Origin of the sequence: Clostridium lacusfryxellense, assembly GCF_018861735.1 — a bacterium.
Classification (GTDB): Bacteria; Bacillota; Clostridia; order Clostridiales; family Clostridiaceae; genus Clostridium_AD; species Clostridium_AD lacusfryxellense.
The window spans coordinates 23,159-47,129 of the sequence record NZ_JAHLEB010000017.1 but is presented as its reverse complement, the minus strand read 5'-3'; the positions used below and the strand labels follow the sequence as shown (position 1 = coordinate 47,129).

Below are 23,971 nucleotides of genomic sequence, written 5' to 3'. Positions count from 1 at the left end.
TAATTACAAAAATATTATCTGAATGTTCCATAATAATATATTATTGTTAACGTTAACAACTTTTCCCATACTTTTAATAATTAGTGGCAACCTATATTATAGTTGCCACTGATTCTCTTACAACAAGTTCTGTATCAATGTAAATCTTTTCGCCTTTAATATTATTATTCTTACTCTCTATAATATTTAAAAGACTTTCTGCGCCTTTTCTACTTACCTCATTAATAGGCCTTCTAACAGTAGTTAAAGCTGGTGTTAGATAATCTCCTAACTGACCACCATCAAACCCCATAAATGAAATATCAAATGGCACTCTCAATCCTGCTTCTATTGTAGCTTTAATCGCCCCTACAGCCATATCATCATTTGAGCAAAATACCGCTGTTGGTCTAATATTTAAAGATAATAACTTTTTCATTGAACTATATCCACTTGAAATAGTGTAATTTCCTTCAACCATATACTGACCACTTATTTGTAGTTTGTTTTCAATTAATGCTTTTAAATAACCGTTTTTTCTCTCTGTACTAGAAGCAAATCCCTCTGCCCCTTCTATTATAGCTATATTTTTATGCCCGTTTTGTATTAAGTATGTTACTGCCTCATAAGCACCTTTTTTGTCTGCTGATAATATGTTAACAACTGAATCCTCATCTATATCCCTATTCAAAACAACTATCGGTATCCCTTTATTCATTAAATAGTATATAAACTGATTGTCACTATTACTTTGACTCATTAATATTATACCGTCAAACCTTTTGCTATTGACGAACGTGAAATCTTTATAATCATCAATTCCTCTAACTACTAAGTTGTAATTTTCCTTAATAACACTATTAACCCCTCTTACCGCTTCATAAAAAAAGCTGGTGGAAGTTACCTCACTTATTGTTGTAAAAATAAGTCCTATATTATAGGACTTATTTAAAACTAAACTCCTAGCACTATAATTCGGTACATACTTAAGTTCTTTTGCTATTTCCTTTATCCTAAGCTTTGTAACTTCATTTATAAAAGGGCTGTCATTAAGTGCTCTTGAAACTGTAGTATGTGAAACATTTGCTATTTTAGCTATATCTTTTAATGTTACTTGCATATTAACACCCCTACATTACTAACAAATACTTATATAATTAATTATCTTAGCAATCTATTCCGAAATATGCTTTTGCATTATCATAACATATTCCTTTAACAATACTTCCTAGAAGTTCCATGTCATCTGGAAATTCGCCATTCTCAACCCATTCTCCAATTAAGTTGCACATTATTCTTCTAAAATATTCATGCCTTGTGTAAGATAAGAAACTTCTTGAATCAGTTAACATCCCTACAAAACGACTTAATAATCCAGTATTAGCAAGAACTTTCATTTGTTCTATCATACCTTCCTTATTGTCTAGGAACCACCAAGCTGAACCAAGTTGCACTTTTCCTGGTATTTCAGAGCCTTGGAAGTTACCAAGCATAGTACCAAGAACATAATTATCTTTTGGATTTAAAGTATATAAAATAGTTTTAGGAAGAGAATTGTTGATATCTAATGAGTCTAAAAATCTTGATAAAGCAGACGCCATTTGCTCATCATTAATAGAATCAAATCCAGTATCTGGTCCTAATTTATTGATCATTCTTGTATTATTACTTCTTAACGCTGCAAGATGAAGCTGCATTGTCCATCCTAGTTCTGCATATAATTTGCCTAAGAAATGTAATGTAGCAGTCCTGTATATACTTTCTTCGTCCTTAGTTGCAACACCACCATTTAATACCTTTGTAAATACAGCAGATACTTCTTCTTTTGAAGCTTCCTTATATGTTAAGCTATCTAAACCATGATCTGATACTCTACATCCAACTTCATTAAAAAATCTTAGTCTTGATTCTAGCGCTTTTAGAAATTCATCGTAAGTTTTAATAGTCATTTTAGATGCTTCTGCAAGTTTTTTAGTCCATGGAATAAATGTATCTTTATTTATTAAAAGCCCTTTATCTGGTCTCCATGTAGGCAAAACCTTTACAGTAAATTCAGTATCTTCTTTAAGTTTTATATGATATTCAAGAGAATCAATTGGATCATCTGTAGTACATAAAGCTTTAACATTAGATTTCACTATTAAATCTCTTGCTCTAAAACCTCCACCGGTTAATTGTTTATTAACTTTTTCCCATATAGCAGGTGCAGTTTTTTCGTTAAGAACCTCATATACTCCAAAATATCTTTGAAGTTCCAAGTGTGTCCAGTGATATAGAGGATTACCTATAGCCATTGGCAATGTTTTTGCCCATGCCATAAATTTTTCATAATCGCTAGCATCACCTGTAATGTATTTTTCATCAATACCATTACTTCTCATAGCTCTCCATTTATAGTGATCTCCATATAACCAAGCCTCAGTTATATTGTTGAATTGTTTATTTTCAAATATTTCATTTGGATTTAGATGACAGTGGTAATCAATAATAGGCATGTCTTTAGCAAAATCATTATACAAGGTTATTGCTGTATCGTTAGATAGTAAAAAATTTTCATCCATAAATTTTTTCATAAGATCACCTTTCCCTTAATAAATTTTGTTAATGTTCACGTTAACATTAACTTATATTTCAATTATAAGCTAAAGCTTTTTATAATGCAATAGTGAATTTTATGTCATTCTATAGAAAAGGGAAATAAACTTTATTGACTTAATTATATTCCCCTCCAAATTGATATATTTAAATATTTTTAAAAAATTCCACGGCTTCCTCTTGTGATTTAATTACATTATCACAAAACTTGTCAAACTCCTCATCCTCAATTTGCAACTGTGGATGGGCTAGTATATATTTAATCGATTTTTTAACGCCTTGATCAAATCTTGTTGTAGCGACGTATTCTGGAACTAGTCTTTTTATTTTACTATTATCAAAAACTACAGTATTAGCCTTGTCTCCAATTAATCCGCCTTCTATATCCTTTTGAACTTTCACCAAGAAATCTGTAGATACATGATATTTGATAACTTTTACATTAAGTGCATCACCAATGAGATCATATATTTTATTCCATGTTATAGATTCATCTGAAGTTATGTGAATAGCCTCCCCTATAGATGCTTGATTACCCATAATTCCTACAAATGCTTTCGCAAAATCTGTATTATGTGTTATAGTCCATAATGAATTCCCATCACCAGGAACTATAACAGGTTTCCCTTTCCTTATACGGTCTATCACCTGAAAGAAGCCCTTTTCTCCCTGAACAGCTACTGGTACATTGGACTCACCATATGTATGACTCGGCCTAATTATTGTTATAGGAAAACTATTGTTTCTATACTCTGACATTAAAAGTTCCTCGCACGCTATTTTATCCCTAGCATATTTCCAATATGGATTTGATAGTGGAGTACTCTCTGTAATTTTATAAAAAGCTAATGGCTTTTGATAAGCTGAAGCTGAGCTAATAAAAATGAATTGTTTTGTCTTTTTACTAAAAAGTCTTATATCTCTTTGAATTTGAGATGGTTCAAAAGCAATAAAGTCTGCTATAACGTCAAACTCTATTCCTTTAATTAGCCTTGCTACCTCTACCTCATTATTAATATCAGCAATTAAAACTTTAACTCCTTCTGGGACTTTGCTAGATTTATTTCCCCTGTTTAGTATATATAATTCCCAACCATTTTTAGATGTTAGTTTAGATACTTCATTACTAATTGTTCCTGTTCCACCTATAAATAAAGCCTTCATTAAAATCCTCCATTCTGTAACTAAATTATACAACATCCTTATAGCTATTTTCTTTATATTTGATTTTAAAGGCAAATAATGCTCCACAAAGCCCACCAATAATATGAGCAAGTTGAGAAATGTTATCTTGGGCAAAAGCTCCACCAAAAATTTCTCTACCTATAAACACAAAAAAAACAATTATTAATGTAAGTGGAATTCTACCCTTTTGTGCATTTGTAAATGAACTTAAAATAATAAACATATAAACAATCCCACTTGCGCCTAGTAGTGTTGCACTAGAAAAAATCGTATGTATTATACCTGTAACAAAAGCTGTTACAAGTATTAACTGTACTAAAACCTTTGACCCATATTTTTCTTCTAGCATTGGTCCTGTTATTAATATTATTATAAAGTTACCAGAAAAATGAGCCCAATTAGCATGACCTAGTATATAAGAAAAAAGCCTTACATATTGCATTGGGTCCAAAAATGATGTTCTATAATTTGAAAAAAGAATTTTCGTGGTAATTCCATTTGTTAAGAAACTTAGCAAATAACTACCAAGAGCTAAAAAAGTAAAGGTTAATATCACCGGTGAATTATATTGTATTTTCTTTAATTGTATTTTCTTTAATTTCATATTTTTCCTCCATAAAAGCCTACAATTTATCCGTACTAAATTATACTTGCCTATTTATAAACTATTTAATACCTTAGTATTACTAATACAGTAATAGATACAAAATATATAACTAGCGGAATATATTTTTTCTTATCCATATTCTTATCCTTAGCCTTAATTTCTGAGTATATGCTTGTGTATCCTTTCCCAATTAATTCTACATCTTCTTCACTTAATCTAATATCTACTTTACTCTCTTTATAATCCCTCAATTTTCTTAGGTTTATATATAATATATACCCTCCAATAATAAAGAATATTGATGATCTAAGTATTACTACTAAAAAACTTGAATTCATAGCCTCTGCAGTAGCCTCGATTTGCTTTGGGTCTATTAGTCCATCTTTTATCCCAGGCGTACTAATACTCATTGCGACTTTACTAAGAGTAAATGATATACCATTATTTAATGCATGAAGTGTCATGCTCCCTACTAATGAACCTGTATATTCACGTACTTTTAATAAAACAAACCCCAAAAACATTACATATATAATTTGCATCACATTGCCATGGAATGTTGCAAATATTAAGATTAGTATAAAATATTTAATTTTAATATTTATCCCTTCATAAGCATCTAATAAAACTCCCCGAAAAAATACTTCTTCAAAAAATGCTGGAACTAAAACTACTACTATTAAACCTAATAATGTTGTGCTACTGCTTAGTAATCTAGATATCTCCATGCCATCTTTTATTGCAACTGGGAATAACTTCATACTTACAGAATTAACGCCAACTGCAAAAATATATGTTCCAAATGACACCAGCATAATCAAAAAAACTTGTTTTAAAGATATTTTCTTAATTACCATTACTTTACTGAATTCTCTTTTAGTTATTATGCAATATAATAAAGCAATTCCACCAAATGTTATAACAGTAGTTCCCCCTGAAATCAGTAGTGAAAGATCACCCTTTATATCCCCACCCAGGCTAAATAAGCTATTCACTATACTAGGAACTAGAATAAATATTAATAGAGCGAGTAATAATAATGTATTAGCTAATAGTATTTTTTTACTTTTCATAGTTTTCTCCTTAAAATATATAATTTCAATAATCCATACTTCTTATTTTAGACTATTATTTTTATTTAAGATTATTATTTTTAAAACCTATAGTTGAAACAATATTATTGTCTTTAATATCAAGGTACTTAATCTCCACTTCATCATTTTCATTTGTTAAGACTATATCAATTCCAGCAGCTTTAGTTACCATGAATATTGTATTATTCCCTACTAGTTTCACATAAAAAACAGTATTCCCACTCTCTGTTACATGATTTATTCTTAAAACTTTACCCGTTATGCTCTTCTCCTCGGCCTTTATGCTGTTAGCATTTTTGTCTGTAGAATCACTTATTTTTCCATATGATATAGCATTTTTGAAGCTTTCTATGGCTGCCTCTTTAGATTCTTCAACAACAGCGTAACTATTCTTAGCAGCTACAATCGCTATTTTAACTATAGCTCCATCATTTTTATTAACTACAGGAACTACCCAAGCTTCTGATCCAAAAATATTATAAAATAGCGGTTGAACCGGAGTCCAGTTAGCTTTATCTGCCCCAAGTGCTTTATCCACAGCATTCATAGCGCCTTTCCCATTTATATATCCTGGAGTTTTATAATAAATCATTTCACCACTACGCATATCAGTCATTGAATATCCTGTCATAGTAGTAGAAGTTTCGGATGTATTAGTATGGTCAGTAAACCACTTCATTCTACCATCTGTGTCTATAACCCCTGTAACTTCTTTAGAATTAACGTTAAGTCCTTCAACTTGCGTCTGTCCTTCCCACGTTGTAGGTACATGAACTCCTTTTTTAGCTATAATTTTGTTTAAAAGACCCTTTCCATACGCGCCAAAATATTTATTGTATAACTCAGCAACATCTGATGGATATACCTCATCTACCCACTCTGGAGCTTTAGCTACATCATAATCTACAACCTTGGCATCTTTAAAAGAATAAATCAATACCCCTTCAATTACTGGGAATTTTCTTCCTAATTTATAATGACCATAACTTCCTACATAATAAGGATTATTAGAATCATCAAGTTCTACATTAGCCTCAAAAAGAATCGATGACGGTTTTTGACTTCTCATATACCTTTGTAAATCTTTTTTTAACAGGAGTGATTCTGCTATTTTTGATGTTACACTAATTACTTTTGCTTCTTCAGGTTTTTCTGCGCTTACATAAATTGCACCTGGAATTTCACTATTAGTAAGTGCTCTAAAAATCCCATCTACCTCTATAGGTGCAACATAACATGCCCCATTTTTTGTTTGTGTAACTCCTAATTGTCCAATACTATAAATACTTGGATTTGGTAGGGTTCCAATCATTTTTTGCATTTCATAATAGGCAGTTTCTGGTGATATAATTATTATGTGATTTGCATCTGCTTTTGAAACACCCTCTGTGCTTTCCTTTACTGGAACAGATGATGCAAGATTGCTAGATCCTGCAGTTATATATGGATACAAATTATAACCAATACTCAAAAATAAAAGTATACACATTCCCCAAATAAATTTACCTTTGTGTATATCTTTTGATCCTAATGAAAAAACCATCTGAAAAATAGCTGGCACCCATAGTGCTGCCATAATAAAATAAATACTTCTATCAACGTTAGCTAAGTAAAATAAAAACCAACCAAATATAAGCCCTGTAATTGCCCTTGCAATTTGCTCATTCACATGTTCTTTCTTTATGCTCGGCTTTAGAAAAAGTAAACTCATTATAATATAATACATAATTATCCCCCAATTTATATCTCTTTATTTTTATATGTTTTAATTATATAACAATAGTCCATATTTTTCTAATATTTATTGATTATAATGTAATAAATTCATAGGCTTTGTCTAGCACTAACCTACTACTTTCATAATCCAGAAGTTGTTTTGAGCTCTGAAAATCTGCCCACTTATAATCACTTACCTCATCTAATTGAATTTGAACGGCCTGCCCATTACTGCGTGCTAAAAAAAATACAACATCCTTTTTTGTGTTCTCTTTTACTAAATACTCAACAGACTCTCTAAATCCAAATATTAAATCAACCCGTAGTCCTGTCTCCTCACTAACCTCTCTTATTGCTGTTTCTTCTTCACTTTCATTTTCTTCAACATGACCCTTTGGAAACCCCCAATGTCCATCACTTCTATTACTGATGCACAGAAACTCTAAATTTACACCTATTTTTCTATAAACTACTACCCCACAGGATTTTTCAAAATTCATAATAGTTGCCCCCCTAATTTTAAACTAACCTTAACCTTTAATATACCATATCATTAAATGAGTTATAAATGTACTAAAAGTTATAATCTAGAGTTCAAAAAACACCGTACCAATTTAGTACGGTGTACAATGTTTCTTTGATTATAATTTTGAATTACATTTTTACAATTATCTTATTATCATTACATACAAGTCTAATCTCATTTCCAATTTGAGTTGTTTTTAAATTTACAGTATGGCCCCATAATTCATATATATATTTTAATGTGGCTTCTGCATATGAAATATTTAATTCTCTTCCATCAAAAACATGCTCTAGATTTAAAGTTTTGTCCTTTTGGGACATTTCTATTACCCTAATAAGCGGTATGGATCCCACACCACAGGTACTAGCTAATGTGTTTCTAATACTTATAAACCCATTATCATCTGCAACTTCTTTAACCACATAATTCCCATTCTTAGCTGCATATTCAAATAAATTAAGATCTTCACATAGTTCCCTTGTTAAATATTTCCTTAAAAACGATTCATCTCGTTCAATTGCTCGAACTTCAAACATTTTATCCATTCCATATCTTTTTAAAATATCTTCAAAAATTTTAAATCCTACAAAATATGGGTTTATGGTGCCTTGACCAGGCGTTATAACATCATTATGACGTTTAATAAATTCTAAATATAGTTCATCAGGTAAATCAAGTTTCTTTAATATATTATAATGCCAAAAGCTAGCCCAGCCTTCATTCATTATTTTCGTTTCAATTTGAGGTATAAAATACGATGTTTCTTGTCGTACAATTTCTAATAAACTTTTTTCCCATTCCTCTATATCACCATGTTTAATTATAAAATACAGTAAATCATCCTCAGGTTCTAGTGGTATCTTGTTTATTTCTGGAAATTCTAATTTTGTATAAACATCCAAATTGCTATGAATTTCATTATTATTTTTATAATCCTCTAAAATTCTTTGCTTTAGAACTTCCTCTGGTATTCTCTTTTCTCCAACTACCCTAGATGTTTGATACTTTATGGCATGGGCTGCATCTAGTATTCTTTCTACCTTTTCGTAGCCTATACTTGGATCATTTATAAAGCTTCTTACAGTATCTCCATGAAATTTGAACATCCCAACAGTATTTGCAGCCCTTGTTCCTTCCTTAAAGAGTCTATTATTCTTGAAAAAATCATTATGCCCATACACATGGGCCATAGTTAATATCTGTAATAAATTTGTATTTTCCTTCATTAGATATGCTAAACAAGGATCAGAGTTTATAACCATCTCATAAGGTAACCCCGATAAATTGTATTTATATAATGTACTATTTTTTTCATAAGATTTACCAAAACTCCAGTGTGGGTAACTTGACGGCATCCCCACATAAGATTCGTAGGCCAGCATGTCTTTATATCCAATAATTTCAAATTCTTGAGGATAGTAATCAAGTCCTATCTCATTTACTATAACCTCAATTTTTTGATTCCAATATTCTAAGTCCTTTAGGGTATACTCCAAAACAATATCACCTCTCTTGATCTTTTTTTAGCATGTATTTAAGACCTTTCCACAAATCTTGTTTCTGCTTTATTTCTACTGAAAGAAAATTGTCATTATCTAATCCCTTATCAAAAACATCTTTCATAGAAGCAGAATAGTAACTATTCATAAGCTCTGCATACCCAAATAAATTGCTTACCTTACAAATATCTTTTGCAGCCTTTATTGATTTCATATTATCTTCTTGCCAATTGTCTCCATCACTTACGTAAAATACATACACGTTCCAATTATCAGGATTATATCTTTTTTCAATTATTTCTAAAGCTTTATTTAATCCACTAGATATATACGTACCGCCTGATTCAACTTTATGAAAAAAGTCAACTTCGTTTACTTCCTTAGCAACAGTGGTATGTGCAATAAAAGCAACCTCTACGTTTGAATATTTGGACTTAATAAATTGAGATAGTACAAAGAAGAATGAACGTGCTAAATATTTCTTTGTGGTATCCATTGATCCCGATACATCCATTACACATAAAATAACTGCGTTTGATTCCCTTTTGAGAACTTTTTTTACTCTATGATACCTTAAATCTTCATTTTTGAATGGCAATTTTTCAATTACCTCTCCCGTGGGTTCCTCTAATAGAGCTTTATTTTTTGCTTGTTGCCTTTTGATTTTCTCGGCTACTGTTCTTTTTTTAGCAAGTCGTGGATTGATACCATGTTTCTGATAACCTGCTCTTTTAATACCATTTTCCGTTAAAATTTCTGAAAACTTCATTTTATCCATTTTAGGAAGTTCTAAATCTTCTAGGAGATAATTTAATGCATCTTCGAGAGTTATCTCAATTTCATAGATATCTTCCCCTTCTTTGTCCCCCGCTTTAGTTCCTCCTTTACCATCACCTTCAGCTTTTTCTTTCCCTATAACTTGATCTCTTTTTTCACTACCGTCGCCACTTGCGACACCGCCCTTATTTTTACCAAAAATGAATTCATATTCCTTTAGACCTTTTATTGGAATCTTAATTTTTTTATCTGTGCTTTGCCCTATAATACTTTCTTCTGACAATATATCTCCCAAATTTTCTTTGATAGATTTTTCAACAAGCTGACGATGTCTCCTTCTATCCTCGGAAGCCCTATCATGTTCTATGGGAGTTATATTATAGTCTCTAAATATTGTCATAGGATTAGTCCTTCCATAAATTGTTAGCTGCGTATTTAAGTATTACGTCACAACAATGATCACAATAACCATTTTCCTTCATTTGCTCAACCATCACATTATATTTTTCATCTTGATCCTTATCCCGTACTCTAGATCTAGTTATAATTCTCGATAGTTCTTTTACTGAACTTGTTAATTTCTTTTCAATTGCTTCCTTTAAAGGCTCATAAGACTCATATTTTATTTTCCCACCATTTCTAACCACATAAAACATATATGAAGTCACATCACTTCTAAACCCCTTTGAAGAGCTTTCAGAGATCCCAATCTGTTCTTCTATTGACCGCATAAATGACTCATCTGCTTGAAGTTCCTCTCCTGTAGCTTTATCCTTTAATTTTGCTTTATTAACAAATGCTTCTGCATTATCTATATAATTATCAAATAAACTTTCGGCTTGTTCCTTATAGCTGTGTATAAAGGCCTTGGTTACTTCTTTCTCCAATATTTTGTTATATTCCTTCCTTATACTATCCTGAACAAATCCCATATACTTCTTTTTCTCGTCTTCCGCAATGTCCATTTCCCTAACGGATTTAATAATACTCTCCATAATACTTAAAGGATTTATACAATCTGATTCTGAGTTTGAGATAGCATTATCAATTGCCTTTACTATAAATCTTGTGGAAATTCCGTGCATCCCTTCATCCGGACCTGCTTCTTCCCTTAGTTCACTAATATCCATTTTCTTAGTAGTTCCCTTCTCTACTATTTCCTCACCATTATATATCTTAAGTTTCGTTATAGGATCGACCTTATTTGATGGTGTAAACCTTGAGAGCAATGCGAACATTGCTGCAGTTTCAATAGTATGTGGTGCTATATGTGGCTTAAAGTTACTCTTTTTAAGTATCTTATCGTAAATCTTAATCTCCTCATTTAGCTCGAGGCAATAAGGAACCTCTACCTTTACTATTCTATCTAAAATAGCTTCATTTGTATGATCTGACTTAAATCTATTCCATTCTGCTTCATTAGAATGAGCAATAATTATTCCATCAAAATAAATCATAGAACCTTTGCCTGGTGATGGTATTGATTTTTCTTGAGTTGCAGTTATTATTGTGTGAAGGTATTCAACGTCATTTTTGAATACTTCAATAAATTCCACTAGTCCTCTATTGCCAACATTAAATGCTCCATTAAGAGAAAACACCCTTGGGTCATCCTCCGAGTACATATCCATTTTAGATATATCAACTGACCCCGTTAAAATCGATGTATCTTGATTGTTAGGATCTACAGGTGGAACAACGCCTATACCTTTTCTTGATCTTATTGAAAATGAAGTAGTAGTAACAGGAAATTTTTCATATTCTCCATTATATTCATTAAGTAATTTATATTTACATGCTGGACAAAGATCACCTTCAATTTTCACATTAAGTATTTTCTCAAAATCGCCTCGTAGATGTTTTGGCACTAAATGTAATGGTTCTTCATTCATAGGGCATCCTTTTAAAATATATACAGGTTCCGTATTTTCAAAAGCATTTTTTAAAGCTTCCACCAGTGACGACTTTCCAGCCCCGACAGGTCCTGCTAAATACAATACTTGTCTTGATTCCTCTCCCCTCATAGATGCGGAGTAAAAGTAACTTACAAGTTTCATAAGTACTTTATCAATTCCAAAAAAATCATCTTTAAAAAAATCAAATCTTTTTATAATATCATTACCATATATTTTTCTTATTCGTGGATTTTCTTCTGGTTTTAAAATTTTAAAACCACCCTTAATTATTGTGTCATACATCCTTTTATGCGATAGCTTCGCCTTATCAGGGTTTTCCTTAATTATATCCAAATATTCTAAAAAGGTTCCTTCAAATTTACTTTTGATTTTAGCTTCTCTATCATTTTGTATTATATCTTTAAGATCCATTTGATACCTCCTAAGGTAGTGTTTTTTGATACTATTAATTTATATGCAAGGAGGTATAGTGAACATGATTAAAACTAAAAAAATTATTTACAATATAATTAAACAATAAAAAAACAAGCCCATAGTAATTATGAGCTTGCTTAAGATACGCAAGAACTTGCTTATTTTAATTATCGAATCTATCAACTTTAAATAATTTTAAATCATCATTTCTTTTACCTAAATATAAATCACTGAGCATCATTCCACCTAACATTGAAAATAGTATCCCATTCGCTCCATAACCAAGACAATACCATAATTTATTATTATCAGGATCTTCTCCTATAAAGCCCAAGTTATCCTTAGTTGATGCAAAAGCTCCACAATATTTATATTCTACTTCTATATCCTTAATATCTTTAAACATGGATTTTAATCTTTGCTCTAATATATTGTATTTTTCCTCTGCCATTTTTTCATTAAATATATCTGGCACAAACCTTATATCTTCACCACCTATTATTATTCTATTATCTAACGTTGTTCTATAATAATTATATGCTAGATAATTATCCCTAATTAGCACTCTATTGTGCCACCCTGAAAAATCAGAAATAGGTTTTGTAGCTATGTTATAAGTGGTAGTTTTAGTACCAAAATTTCTTTTAGTAAATAATTCTGTGTTATACCCCGTAGCCACAATAATTTTTGCGGCGCGTACCTTGTAACCATAAGATGTTTCTACAACTACTCCACTACTCTCGTAGTCGACTTTCACTACCTTCGTATTTTCATACACTCTAACTCCCCTTTTCAAGCAAATATCTAGCAATTGGTGAGTGTACTTATAAGGATCAAATTGTGCTCCACCATTATTACTGTAAACACCAGCTTTTAAATCAAAGCTAAAGGGATTATTAGACTCATCAATAAAATCTACATCAAATCCATTTTCTTTCCTAACCTTATACTCTTCGTATATTTCATTTCTCTCTAATTTTTTCGAAGTATATAATAATGTGTCCTTTTTCATATAATCGCATTTGTTTCCATACTCATTTATTATACCATCTATTTCCCTCAAGGCCTTTTGTCCAAGTTCATAGGACCTTATCACATCTTGCTTAGTTGTAGTTTCCATTAAATCACTTAGTTTATCATCTAGTTCATACTGAAGTAATGATGTAGTAAGCCCTGTGCTACAATAACCTATCCTATGTTTTTCTAAAATTACACATTTAATGTTATGTTTAGAAAAATAGTATCCTAAAATACTTCCTGTAACTCCTCCTCCAACTATTATTACATCTGTTTCTATATTATTTGTTAAATAACTATACTGCTTAGGTACTTTATTTATATTTGTAAACAGAGGTTTACCTTGAACATATTGCAATTCCATTTTATCCCACCTAATTAATTATTATATTATATATTTTTAATGTTAGTGTTTCTTAGTTAGCAAATCTGTATACATATAATGATTTTTATTTTTCGTATTATAATATTTATATGATACAATGTAGACTAAAACATAGAACAATATAGATTAAAATATTATACATACTATTATAAGTATAGGAGATGTAAACCTTGGAAAAATTGTATTATGAAAATCAATATCAAACGTCATTTACAGCTGAGATAATAAATGTAATCGAAAAAAAAAATAAATATCACATTGAACTAGACAAAACCTGTTTTTACCCTGAAGGTGGCGGTCAACCAAGTGATACTGGGTACATAAATGATGCCTTCGTATCATTTGTATATGAAGAAGAAGGCATAATATATCATGTGGTTGAAATTAAACCACTGAAAATTCACAGGGTTAAATGCAGCATCGACTTCGATAAAAGATACGACTATATGAAACAACATCTAGGTCAGCACATACTTTCTGCTGTTATACTTAACTTATTTAATGCAAATACAATTGGTTTTCATCTTGGTTTAAATTCTACAACTATTGACCTTGATAAGGTAATTAGTAGTGATGATATTAATACAGCGCAAAAAAGCGCTAACGAAATAGTATCAAATAATATTAATGTAGAAGTTATATACCCAACGAAGTCGGAGCTAAAAAAATTATCTCTGAAAAAAATTCCTTTAAAAGCTGGTGAACAAGTTAGAATAGTTAAAATTGGTGATATCGATATTAGCCCTTGCGGTGGTGTGCACCCTAATTCAACTATTGAGGTACAGTTAATTAAGGTTATAAAATTAGAAAAATATAAAACAGGTTTAAGAATTGAATTTTTATGTGGACAAAGAGCAGTTTCTGATTATATTTCAAAACATGAAGACATAGGCAAAATGTCTAAACTTTTATCTTGTAATAATTCTAATGTTTTATCTGAAGTAGAACGTCTCTCTGGAGAACTTAATAAGGCACTAACGCAAAAAAGGGCCCTAAAGGCACAAGTTGCGGAATATGAGGTTCAAAACATGTTAGTATCAGCTCAAAAGATACAAGATGTAAAGATACTTAAATGTATATATGATAATGGTGATTTAAAATATATTAATACACTAGCCACAAAACTTGTATCAAACTCTAAAGTTATAATTTTATTTGGAGTAACATCAAATGATAAAGCTAACCTTTTGTTTATGTGTTCAAAGGATTTAAATATCATTAGTATGGGTGACCTTCTAAGGGATGCCATAACACTAATCGATGGAAAAGGTGGTGGCTCCAATTTTTCTGCACAAGGTGGAGGAAAAAATAATAATAATTTAGATTCATCCCTTGATTATGCTTACAGTAAAATTAAGGAAAGTATATCTCCCATATCAAATTAAATGATAAAACTTTATTTACAAGTAACTCTATTTATAAGTAACAATTAATAGACATAAATATTAGGCGTTTTTAAATAGATAGCAATGAATGCTTTTTATCTAAAAACGCCTAAGTTTGTTATTTACTCAACTAGTTATTTATTTAAAATTTTAGGAACTCTAATTGCTCTAAGTCTATGTGCATAATGCATATCTGAACCTAATAGCGGTCTAGCATAACTTAAGAATGCATCAGTTACATTATTACATTCTTTGTTAATGAAATCATCAGGCATTACCTTTGTCTTGCCCGCTACTTGCTCAATTGATGTAAGTCTATAGTCTACTGAATAATGCCCTGTTCTATGAATAGTAATTGAACCATCAACATTATCCCACAACGCAAATTGTGCAGCTTTTTCTCCTACTTCACGAGCTTCATTCATATCTACATCTGAGTAACATCCCATGAAACTCCTTTGAGGATATCCAAATGTATCCGATCTAACTCTACTAATGTTCAATTTGTTTCTAATGTACTTGCATAGGAGATCACCTAATGCACCAGTTCCTGAGAGTTGAATGTTTCCATGAGCATCTTTTTCTATTTTCTCCATTAGGCTAGCAATAATTGGTACTCCATTTTCATCTGCAATACCCTCTGAAACGGCTATTACACATCTTCCATATTTTTCATAAACGTTTTTGACGTCGATTAAAAATTTATCAATTTTAAATACTTTTTCTGGTAAATATATTAAATGTGGGCCATCATCTTCGTATTTTTTTGCTAGTGCTGCTGATGCTGCTAAAAATCCAGCATGACGTCCCATGACTACACCGATATATACACCTGGTAGTGCTCTATTATCTAGATTAACTCCAATAAATGCATTTGTTATATATTTAGCTGCCGATCCATATCCCGGTGTATGATCATTAATCATTAAGTCATTATCTATTGTTTTTGGTATATGAATCGCTCTAAGATCGTAATTTGCTATTTTAGCTTGCTGATTTACTATTCTAACTGTATCTGCTGAATCATTTCCACCAACATAAAAGAAATATCTTATATCATGGCCTTTAAGTACGGTAAATATTTCTCTACAATATTTCTCATCAGGCTTGTCCCTAGTAGATAAAAGCGCGGATGACGGAGTCATAGCAACCTGTTCTAAATTATGGGTTGTTTCACGGCTTAAATCATAAAAATTTTCATTAATAATTCCATGTACTCCATTTATTGCACCATATACCTTTGTTACTTGCGTAAATTTTCTTGCTTCTAGTACAGCACCCACTAATGATTGATTAATAACGGCAGTTGGTCCTCCACCTTGAGCAATTAAAACTTTTCCTTCAATTGTCATAATCCACACCCCTCATTGTTATAAACTTAGTTTACTATGTTTACTATATATATCTTACCATATTTTAGAATATAACTCCATATTTTATCAAATATAAATAATTATAAAAGCCCAATAAGATTATTAATCCTATTGGGCTTTTGTATACTAATATTTATATTTTTATGTTTGACAACAATTCTTCAGCTGCTTCTTTAATACATTTTTTGCCGAGTATATCTGATACCACAGCTATACCATCAATATTGGCTATCTTAAGTAAATCTACGTTGTTTTGATTTATTCCACCAATAGCAACTACAGGAATAGAAATACCTTCTTTTATTTCCTTTAAACATAACACAGATACTGCATCTGCATCATTTTTGGTAGTTGTAGGGAACATAGCCCCAACACCCACATAGTCTGCACCTTGTTTTTCTGCCTTTATAGCTTCAATAAGTGAAGAAGTAGAAACTCCTATTATCTTATTATTTCCTATTATGATTCTTGCTATATCTGCAGACATATCACTTTGACCTAGATGAACCCCCGCAGCATCTATAGCTAGTGCAATATCAATTCTATCGTTAATTATAAGAGGAATTTTATATTTATCGGTAATTTTTTTCATTTCCACTGCAATATTGTAAAATTCTAAAGTGCCTATACATTTTTCCCTAAGCTGAACTAATGTAACTCCGCCTTTTATTGCCTGCTCTACTGCAGAATATATATCTGTATCTAATAATACTTCTCTATCTGTAACAAGGTAAAGAGTGTAATTCAGATTATTCTTCATTTATTTTGCTCCTCTTCATTATTAAATTCTCGGATAAATTATAAATAATATCTAGTATTTTTACTTTTAATGTTCCTGTACCGTCAATATTTTTATCTAATCCAGAGTATGCTACCTCTCCTGCAATGCCCATTGATACAATTCCTGCAACCGCAGCTATTAAATTGTTATCTCCTGCTCCAAGGTACGATCCAATGAGCGAGGTACACATACATCCTGTCCCTGTAACCTTAGACATTATCTTGTGACCATTAGCAACACTATAAATAGTCTTTCCGTCTGATATAACGTCTCTAGCACCCGTTATAGCTACTACTGTATTTAATCTAATTGCAAGAGCACTTGCCATTTCTTTCTCTTGTGCAAACTCATCAACATTTTCCGAATCTATTTCAATTGAATCTACGCCTTTTGTTTTAGTTTGGGTGCCATAAAGTACTTTTACTTCAGATAAGTTTCCTCGAATAACTGCGAGTTTTACTTCACTTATAATTCTTTTAGCAGTTACTGTCCTATAGTTTGTTGCGCCTACTCCAACAGGATCTAATATAACTGGAATATTTAATTCATTTGCCCTTTTTCCTGCCATTATCATAGATTCTACACTTCTACTATTTAAAGTACCTATATTTATAACAAGTGATGATGAGAGTGATACCATATCGCTTACTTCATTAATATCATCTGCCATAACTGGTGATGCACCAATAGCTAGTGTAATATTAGCACAATCATTGACTGTAACATAATTTGTTATATGATGTACCAATGGGTTTTTCTCTTTTACATTCTTTAGTAATTCTACGATTTTTTTATTAATTTCCATTTTGACGTCCTCCTCCAACTTATTGTATATATAAATCCTGTAATAACCATTACTGGAACTGTAGCTCCAAATATCAAATCCTTTTTAACAAATACATAATAAAGCACTATTCCTATAATCCAAACTATTATTGCTCCCCAATTTATAAGTACATTGGAGTTAACTTTTATATTTTTCTTTATTATAAAATAATCGGTAATTAATATTGCAAATAGTGGTGCAAATACTGAACCTATTGCATATAAAAAACCTTCATAGTTTGCCATAGGGAATATTATAGCCGCAAGAGTTCCAATAATGGCCATAATAATACCAATTTTTTTCTCACTAATTTTAGGGATAATATTAAGGAAAGAAACCCCTGCTGAATACACATCTAAAAATGTAGTTGTTATTGTAGATAGAACTACTATCCCAAGAGCTGTAATTCCTAAATTTGCAGCAAGCATAATAGCTGATATATCTGAATTGTTTGATACTATAACAGCTCCTAGTCCTATAATAAACATCCATGAACTTCCTAAAAAATAACCTATAAAACTACCGTAGGCTCCAGTTTTTTCACTTTTAGCAAATCTAGTATAGTCTGCAATTAAAGGTAGCCAAGAAAGAGGCATAATTATACTAAGTTCTAGTGCTCCTCCAAAAGATATTGCACCTGTACTCCCCTTTGTAAGTAATGTTTTATCTTTAAAAATAATTGTTCCAAGGACCAGTGTTAATATAAAAAGTAAAGATACTGCTGTAATATTTAATTTTTTCATGCCCTTATTTCCAAAACATAACCACAAAATTGTAAGCAATCCAATAAACACTATAAATACTAACTCATTATTGAAATTCCATAAACTTTGAGATATTGAATTTACAGAACTAGCTGCTACTTTTATCATTATTGCCGTCCAACCAATTAGTTGAAGTATGTTTAAAATTGAAAATAAATAAGTACTATATACTCCAAAAGAAATATTTGTTGAAGTCATTGATGGCACTTTTTCCCTAGTACCTATGATACCTCCCATGACTAATATCCCGGTTCCAATTAAGTGTCCAAGCAAAATTACTATTACCCCCGTTTTAAAACCTAAGGGTGCAATAAATCCTCCTGTAAGTATTTCAGCAGCAGAAACCGCTGCTCCGAACCATAAAAACACAAAGGTCCAAAATCCTAGTTTTTCTTTATCATTAATCATTTTTCATACCTGCCTTTTTATATAATTCATAAAAGTGATTAGTCGGCCCCACTCCATGACCGATATCTAAAGAATGTTTTATAGCTGTTGTGATATATTCTTTCGAATTTTTTATTGATTCCTTCATGTCGTGGCCAAGCGCTAAATTTGCAGCTATGGCAGAAGACAAAGTACAACCAGTTCCATGAGTATTTTTTGTATTAATCCTGCTAGACGTAAAATGCAAAATTTCTTTTCCATCATAAAATACATCTACTGCATCACCGACCATATGTCCTCCTTTTAAAAGAACACTTTTACATCCAAGCTTATACATTTCTTTTGCTGCCTTTTCCATATCTTCTACTGTTTCAATTTTTTTAATATCGGAATTTATTTCTTGCAAAATCTCTTCAGCCTCTGGTACATTAGGTGTGATAAGTGATGCTAGTGGAATTAATTTTTTAATTAGAGCAGATTTTGACTCTGGCTTTAATAATGAATATCCACTTTTTGAAATCATTACAGGATCGAGTACAATATTTTTAGGCTTGTATAACTCTAATTTCTCACTTATAGCATTAATAGTTGTAATTTGCGATACCATACCTATTTTAACTGCATCTACATTTATATCTGTAAAAATAGCGTCAATTTGTGCCTTAATAATATCTTCTCCTAGGTCTAGCACATCAAAAACTCCCATAGTATTCTGGGCTGTTATCGCTGTAATAACACTCATCGCATATACACCATTAGCACTAAGACTTTTCAAATCTGCTTGTACCCCCGCTCCTCCACAACTATCAGAACCTGCTATCGTTAAAACTTTTTTCATATGTACCTTCCTCCTACATTTTATCTGTTTTAGTTTCCTCATTTAAGTTAGTATATTTCTTTATATCAATTACTCTAAGAATAAAATATGCTATTAGACTTCCTCCAATGGTACTTATCAAAAACGGGGTCATAAAAAACAATGCTCCCACTTTCTTACCCATTATAAAATTAGCTATGGGAAAAGCTAATAGTCCACCCAATATTCCCGTTCCAAATATTTCTCCTAATACTGTGAGTACATTATTTTTAGTTTTCTTATATATAACTCCAGCTATCAATACTCCAATCATGCTTCCTGGGAATGCTAAAAGAGAACCGGTACCTAATATATTTCTTAAGAGTGATATACAAAATGCTATAGCAACCCCATAACCAGGGCCTAAAATCACTGCTACAATAACGTTAATTGTATGCTGCACTGGAAAACATTTTGAAACTCCTACTGGTATAAAAATAATATTACCTGCTATAACTCCTATAGCTATCAAGAGTGATGATATCGTTATTTTTTTAGTTCTCATTATTTACTCCCCTTTTTAATATAATTATAAAGAATAAATACTGAACCTTACTGCTAGAAAAGGATTGTCTAAATTATGCAACGAAAAAAACACAAATCCATAGGATTTGTGTTTAAATTATCGCGCTATATAAAAGTTTATATATTATACACCAATAAACAACTTCCTACGCTGGCATTATCCAGTTCAGGTCATAGGGTCAAAGAATTAAAATTCTTGCTCTCAGTTGGCATATCCAACTCCCCTGTGTTCTCTTATTCTCTTTTTTAACTCGTATATTATAATACCATATCCACTTACTAGACACAATTAATTTTTAATTATATTACTCAAGTCTTATTCCTGATCTCTTAACAGCTATATGCCATCCATGAAGTAATTCTTTCCTGTGTTCCTCTGTCATAGAAGGTTTGAAACTTCTTGAAATTGCCCAATGCTTTGATACTTCCTCTTTACTCTTCCAATATCCTACTGCAAGCCCAGCAAGGTAAGCCGCACCTAGAGCTGTAGTTTCAGTAACAACTGGTCTATCTACTTGAACGTTTAGAATATCAGATTGGAACTGCATTAAGAAATTATTAAGACACGCTCCACCATCTACTTTAAGTTCAGTAAGTGTAATTCCTGAATCTTCTTGCATCGCTTTTAAAACATCATGTGTTTGGTATGCAAGTGCTTCAAGGGTTGCTCTAATTAAATGTTCTTTTTTTGACCCTCTTGTAAGTCCTACAATTGTTCCTCTTGCATAAGGATCCCAATATGGCGCCCCGAGTCCAACAAAAGCTGGTACTACATAAACTCCATTTGTATCCTCTACAGCATTAGCATATTCCTCGCAATCAGCAGCATTATCAATCATTCGAAGTTCATCCCTTAACCACTGAATTGCGGCCCCTGCAATGAATACACTGCCTTCCAGTGCATATTGTACTTTACCATCTATTCCCCAGGCAATTGTTGTAAGTAATCCTTGAGTGGATTCTATTGCTTTATCCCCAGTATTCATAAGCATGAAACAGCCTGTACCATATGTATTTTTAGCGGTTCCCGGTTCATAACAAGTTTGTCCAAACAATGCTGCTTGTTGGTCTCCTGCAGCACCAGCAATTGGTATTTCTCCTCCAAATAACGAACTATCAGTGTTACCGTATACACAACTTGAAGGTTTAACTTCTGGAAGCATTGATTTTGGTATGTTCAACGTTTCTAAAATTTCGTCGTCCCATTTTAATTCATGAATATTAAATAACATTGTTCTTGAGGCATTAGAATAATCTGTAACATATGTTTTGCCTTTTGTTAAATTCCAAATTAGCCATGTATCAATGTTACCAAACAATAAATTTCCAGCTTCTGCTTCCGCTCTAGCGCCTTCTACATTATCTAATATCCATTTTACTTTTGTTCCTGAAAAATAAGCATCTAATATTAATCCTGTTTTAGATCTAACAACTTTATCAAAACCTTTTTCCAATAATTCATCACAATATTCTGCTGTTCTTCTACATTGCCATACAATCGCATTATATACTGGAACTCCTGTCCTTTTATCCCAAACTACAGTTGTTTCTCTCTGATTTGTAATACCTATCGCAGCTATATCGCTAGCTTTTGCATTAACTTTAGCCATTGCCTCTGTTGCAACACTAATTTGACTTGACCATATTTCCATTGGGTCATGTTCTACCCATGCTGCTTTGGGGAAAATCTGAGTAAATTCCTTTTGAGCAGATGTTACAATTAGTCCCTTCTCATTGAATAGGATACACCTTGAACTTGTAGTCCCTTGGTCAAGTGCCATTATATATTTAGCCATTTTAGCAAAACTCCTTTTATAATTAATTTTAATAGATAATTTACAACTTTACACAAAAATCGTTTACAATTTGACATATAAAAAAACCACATCATTATAAAGCATAATACTTTATAATAACACGGCTCCTATTCTCTGCCATTTCTTATATATCATTAATATTATTATAACTTATTATTAAGTTATTTGCAATGGAAGTAATATACTTTACACTTTGGCTTTATTTCTAAATTAACATTTCAACTAAATCACTATATATCAAAAAAGTTTCCAATACTTACAACTATATTTAATATAAAAATGGGTAAACTATAATTACACAGGTTGATAAGTGTAAATTTTTATAATTGAAAGGAGATTATATATTATGAATAACAATTCACAAGAAACAAAAGCAAACCAAAAATCAGCTTCAAACGGAGGTTCTAACTCTTCAAGTTCTGCTATGACTAACAGTACTAATGGTGCTGATTTACAAGAAACAATAAAATTAAATAATGAATCAGCAGCAAACAAAGGTACTAGTGGTGTTTCTAGTAATAGTGCATCTTCTATGTCCAATATGTCCAGTGGTGCTACAACACAGGAAACAAAACAGTTAAATAGTCAATCAGCTTCAAATCAAGGAAATAGTGGTGCTTCAAACTATGGAATGTCTAGCAGCACTAGTGATGCTAGTATAGAAGAGACAAAAAAATTGAATGCTCAATCAGTAGCAAATAAAGGTCAAAGTGGTGTTTCAAATGCAGATATGTCTAACATGTCTAGTAGCACAAGTGATTCATCAATAGAAGAGACAAAAAAATTAAATGCTCAATCAGTAGCAAATAAAGGAACTAGCAACTAATATATTTTATATAATTAGTTAAATATTTATAAAATCCATTATAAATATAATAATATTAAAGGAAAGCCATAATATATGGCTTTCCTTATTTTTATCTATTTTATTTACATATAAATATATAAATTAAATATAATCACTATTTAGAACTTTAGAATATAATATTACGTACTCAACAATATTATATGGAGGATTAAATTGGATCAATATGAAATCAGAAAAAACGATAACAAGTGTTCGCCAACAGAAAATTGCATTCCACAAGAAACTGTAATTAAAAATATTAGATTAGCTGCTGCCTATGTTCCTTACCAAAAACTTTGCACTCTTTTTACACCTCTAGAAGCACTAAAAAGAGGAACTGCCTTTCCAGAGCTTTATAGTCCCTATGACGGAGAAGACAAAATGTATTGTCCTGTTAAATTAAATAAAAAGGAGAGAACTTATGAAGAATAGAATGGAACTCTTAAAACAAATAGTTGCGACTGAATTTATGAAACAGGATTTGCATTTGTTTCTTAATACCCACCCAATGGATAAAGAAGCTCTCGCAAAGTATAATTTTTATGTAATGGAAACAAGAGGTTTAAGAGAAAACTACGAAATGAATTATGGAATGTTATCTGAGATGAATTCCCTAAGCCCTTATCCATGGCAGTGGATAAATAATCCATGGCCTTGGGAATATGATGCTAATTTCAAGTTTGAAAAGGAGGGCAAATAA

22 protein-coding genes and 1 riboswitch are annotated in these 23,971 nt (G+C 31.4%); of the genes, 4 read left to right on the top strand and 18 right to left on the bottom strand.

Going from position 1 to position 23,971, the window contains the following annotated elements:
* Positions 1–91: 91 nt before the first annotated feature.
* The 11 genes from KPL55_RS11680 to KPL55_RS11630 form a co-directional block, all read right to left on the bottom strand.
* Positions 92–1,099: a LacI family DNA-binding transcriptional regulator gene (locus KPL55_RS11680; protein WP_216306894.1), complete on the bottom strand. Its 1,008-nt coding sequence runs from the start codon at positions 1,097–1,099 to the stop codon at positions 92–94.
* Positions 1,100–1,145: 46 nt separating this feature from the next.
* Positions 1,146–2,552 carry a glucuronate isomerase gene (uxaC, locus tag KPL55_RS11675; protein ID WP_216306893.1) on the bottom strand — a complete coding sequence of 469 codons (1,407 nt, stop codon included), beginning with the start codon at positions 2,550–2,552 and terminating at the stop codon, positions 1,146–1,148.
* A gap of 169 nt (positions 2,553–2,721) precedes the next feature.
* On the bottom strand, positions 2,722–3,738 hold the full coding sequence (locus KPL55_RS11670; RefSeq protein ID WP_216306892.1) for an SDR family oxidoreductase: 1,017 nt from the start codon (positions 3,736–3,738) through the stop codon (positions 2,722–2,724).
* A 25-nt stretch (positions 3,739–3,763) separates the two neighbouring features.
* Positions 3,764–4,363: a rhomboid family intramembrane serine protease gene (locus KPL55_RS11665; RefSeq protein WP_216306891.1), complete on the bottom strand. Its 600-nt coding sequence runs from the start codon at positions 4,361–4,363 to the stop codon at positions 3,764–3,766.
* 65 nt (positions 4,364–4,428) lie between these two features.
* A complete protein-coding gene (locus tag KPL55_RS11660; RefSeq protein ID WP_216306890.1) occupies positions 4,429–5,439 on the bottom strand; it encodes a CPBP family intramembrane glutamic endopeptidase in 1,011 nt (336 codons plus the stop codon).
* A gap of 61 nt (positions 5,440–5,500) precedes the next feature.
* Positions 5,501–7,186 carry a hypothetical protein gene (locus tag KPL55_RS11655; RefSeq protein WP_216306889.1) on the bottom strand — a complete coding sequence of 562 codons (1,686 nt, stop codon included), beginning with the start codon at positions 7,184–7,186 and terminating at the stop codon, positions 5,501–5,503.
* Between the two features lie 82 nt (positions 7,187–7,268).
* A complete protein-coding gene (locus tag KPL55_RS11650) occupies positions 7,269–7,676 on the bottom strand; it encodes a bis(5'-nucleosyl)-tetraphosphatase (RefSeq protein WP_216306887.1) in 408 nt (135 codons plus the stop codon).
* A 154-nt stretch (positions 7,677–7,830) separates the two neighbouring features.
* Entirely contained in the window at positions 7,831–9,198 is a 1,368-nt protein-coding gene (locus KPL55_RS11645) for a SpoVR family protein (RefSeq protein WP_216306886.1), read from the bottom strand.
* Positions 9,199–9,205: 7 nt separating this feature from the next.
* Entirely contained in the window at positions 9,206–10,378 is a 1,173-nt protein-coding gene (gene yhbH, locus KPL55_RS11640) for a sporulation protein YhbH (RefSeq protein ID WP_216306885.1), read from the bottom strand.
* 4 nt (positions 10,379–10,382) lie between these two features.
* On the bottom strand, positions 10,383–12,305 hold the full coding sequence (locus KPL55_RS11635; RefSeq protein ID WP_216306884.1) for a PrkA family serine protein kinase: 1,923 nt from the start codon (positions 12,303–12,305) through the stop codon (positions 10,383–10,385).
* Between the two features lie 166 nt (positions 12,306–12,471).
* The gene (locus KPL55_RS11630; protein WP_216306883.1) at positions 12,472–13,689 is read right to left on the bottom strand and encodes an NAD(P)/FAD-dependent oxidoreductase; all 1,218 of its coding nucleotides are present in this window, start codon (positions 13,687–13,689) and stop codon (positions 12,472–12,474) included.
* A gap of 191 nt (positions 13,690–13,880) precedes the next feature.
* Between KPL55_RS11630 and KPL55_RS11625 the strand changes: the two genes are divergently transcribed.
* Positions 13,881–15,095 (top strand): alanyl-tRNA editing protein, encoded by a 1,215-nt coding sequence (locus KPL55_RS11625; RefSeq protein WP_216306882.1) that lies wholly within the window; start codon positions 13,881–13,883, stop codon positions 15,093–15,095.
* 134 nt (positions 15,096–15,229) lie between these two features.
* Here KPL55_RS11625 and KPL55_RS11620 read toward each other — a convergent pair whose 3' ends face one another.
* From KPL55_RS11620 to glpK, 7 genes are all read right to left on the bottom strand, one after another.
* Positions 15,230–16,447, bottom strand: a complete 1,218-nt coding sequence (locus tag KPL55_RS11620; protein ID WP_216306881.1) for a 6-phosphofructokinase — start codon at positions 16,445–16,447, stop codon at positions 15,230–15,232.
* A 154-nt stretch (positions 16,448–16,601) separates the two neighbouring features.
* Positions 16,602–17,228 carry a thiamine phosphate synthase gene (gene thiE / locus KPL55_RS11615; protein WP_216306880.1) on the bottom strand — a complete coding sequence of 209 codons (627 nt, stop codon included), beginning with the start codon at positions 17,226–17,228 and terminating at the stop codon, positions 16,602–16,604.
* On the bottom strand, positions 17,218–18,054 hold the full coding sequence (thiM, locus tag KPL55_RS11610; RefSeq protein ID WP_216306879.1) for a hydroxyethylthiazole kinase: 837 nt from the start codon (positions 18,052–18,054) through the stop codon (positions 17,218–17,220). The genes thiE and thiM overlap by 11 nt, the downstream gene beginning before the upstream one ends.
* On the bottom strand, positions 18,030–19,247 hold the full coding sequence (cytX, locus tag KPL55_RS11605) for a putative hydroxymethylpyrimidine transporter CytX (protein ID WP_216306878.1): 1,218 nt from the start codon (positions 19,245–19,247) through the stop codon (positions 18,030–18,032). The genes thiM and cytX overlap by 25 nt, the downstream gene beginning before the upstream one ends.
* Positions 19,240–20,064, bottom strand: a complete 825-nt coding sequence (gene thiD / locus KPL55_RS11600; RefSeq protein ID WP_216306877.1) for a bifunctional hydroxymethylpyrimidine kinase/phosphomethylpyrimidine kinase — start codon at positions 20,062–20,064, stop codon at positions 19,240–19,242. Before thiD ends, cytX begins: the two co-directional genes overlap by 8 nt.
* A gap of 13 nt (positions 20,065–20,077) precedes the next feature.
* Positions 20,078–20,587 (bottom strand): energy coupling factor transporter S component ThiW, encoded by a 510-nt coding sequence (thiW, locus tag KPL55_RS11595; protein ID WP_216306876.1) that lies wholly within the window; start codon positions 20,585–20,587, stop codon positions 20,078–20,080.
* Positions 20,588–20,732: 145 nt separating this feature from the next.
* Positions 20,733–20,843, bottom strand: a riboswitch (TPP riboswitch).
* A 69-nt stretch (positions 20,844–20,912) separates the two neighbouring features.
* Positions 20,913–22,403, bottom strand: coding sequence for a glycerol kinase GlpK (glpK, locus tag KPL55_RS11590; protein ID WP_216306875.1), 1,491 nt, complete (start codon positions 22,401–22,403; stop codon positions 20,913–20,915).
* Between the two features lie 367 nt (positions 22,404–22,770).
* Here glpK and KPL55_RS11585 point away from each other — a divergent pair, with 367 nt between their 5' ends.
* From KPL55_RS11585 to KPL55_RS11575, 3 genes are all read left to right on the top strand, one after another.
* Complete coding sequence (locus KPL55_RS11585; RefSeq protein WP_216306874.1) at positions 22,771–23,250, top strand: hypothetical protein; 480 nt, start codon at positions 22,771–22,773, stop codon at positions 23,248–23,250.
* Between the two features lie 195 nt (positions 23,251–23,445).
* Positions 23,446–23,703, top strand: a complete 258-nt coding sequence (locus tag KPL55_RS11580) for a spore coat associated protein CotJA (RefSeq protein ID WP_246599420.1) — start codon at positions 23,446–23,448, stop codon at positions 23,701–23,703.
* A complete protein-coding gene (locus KPL55_RS11575; RefSeq protein ID WP_246599418.1) occupies positions 23,693–23,971 on the top strand; it encodes a spore coat protein CotJB in 279 nt (92 codons plus the stop codon). Before KPL55_RS11580 ends, KPL55_RS11575 begins: the two co-directional genes overlap by 11 nt.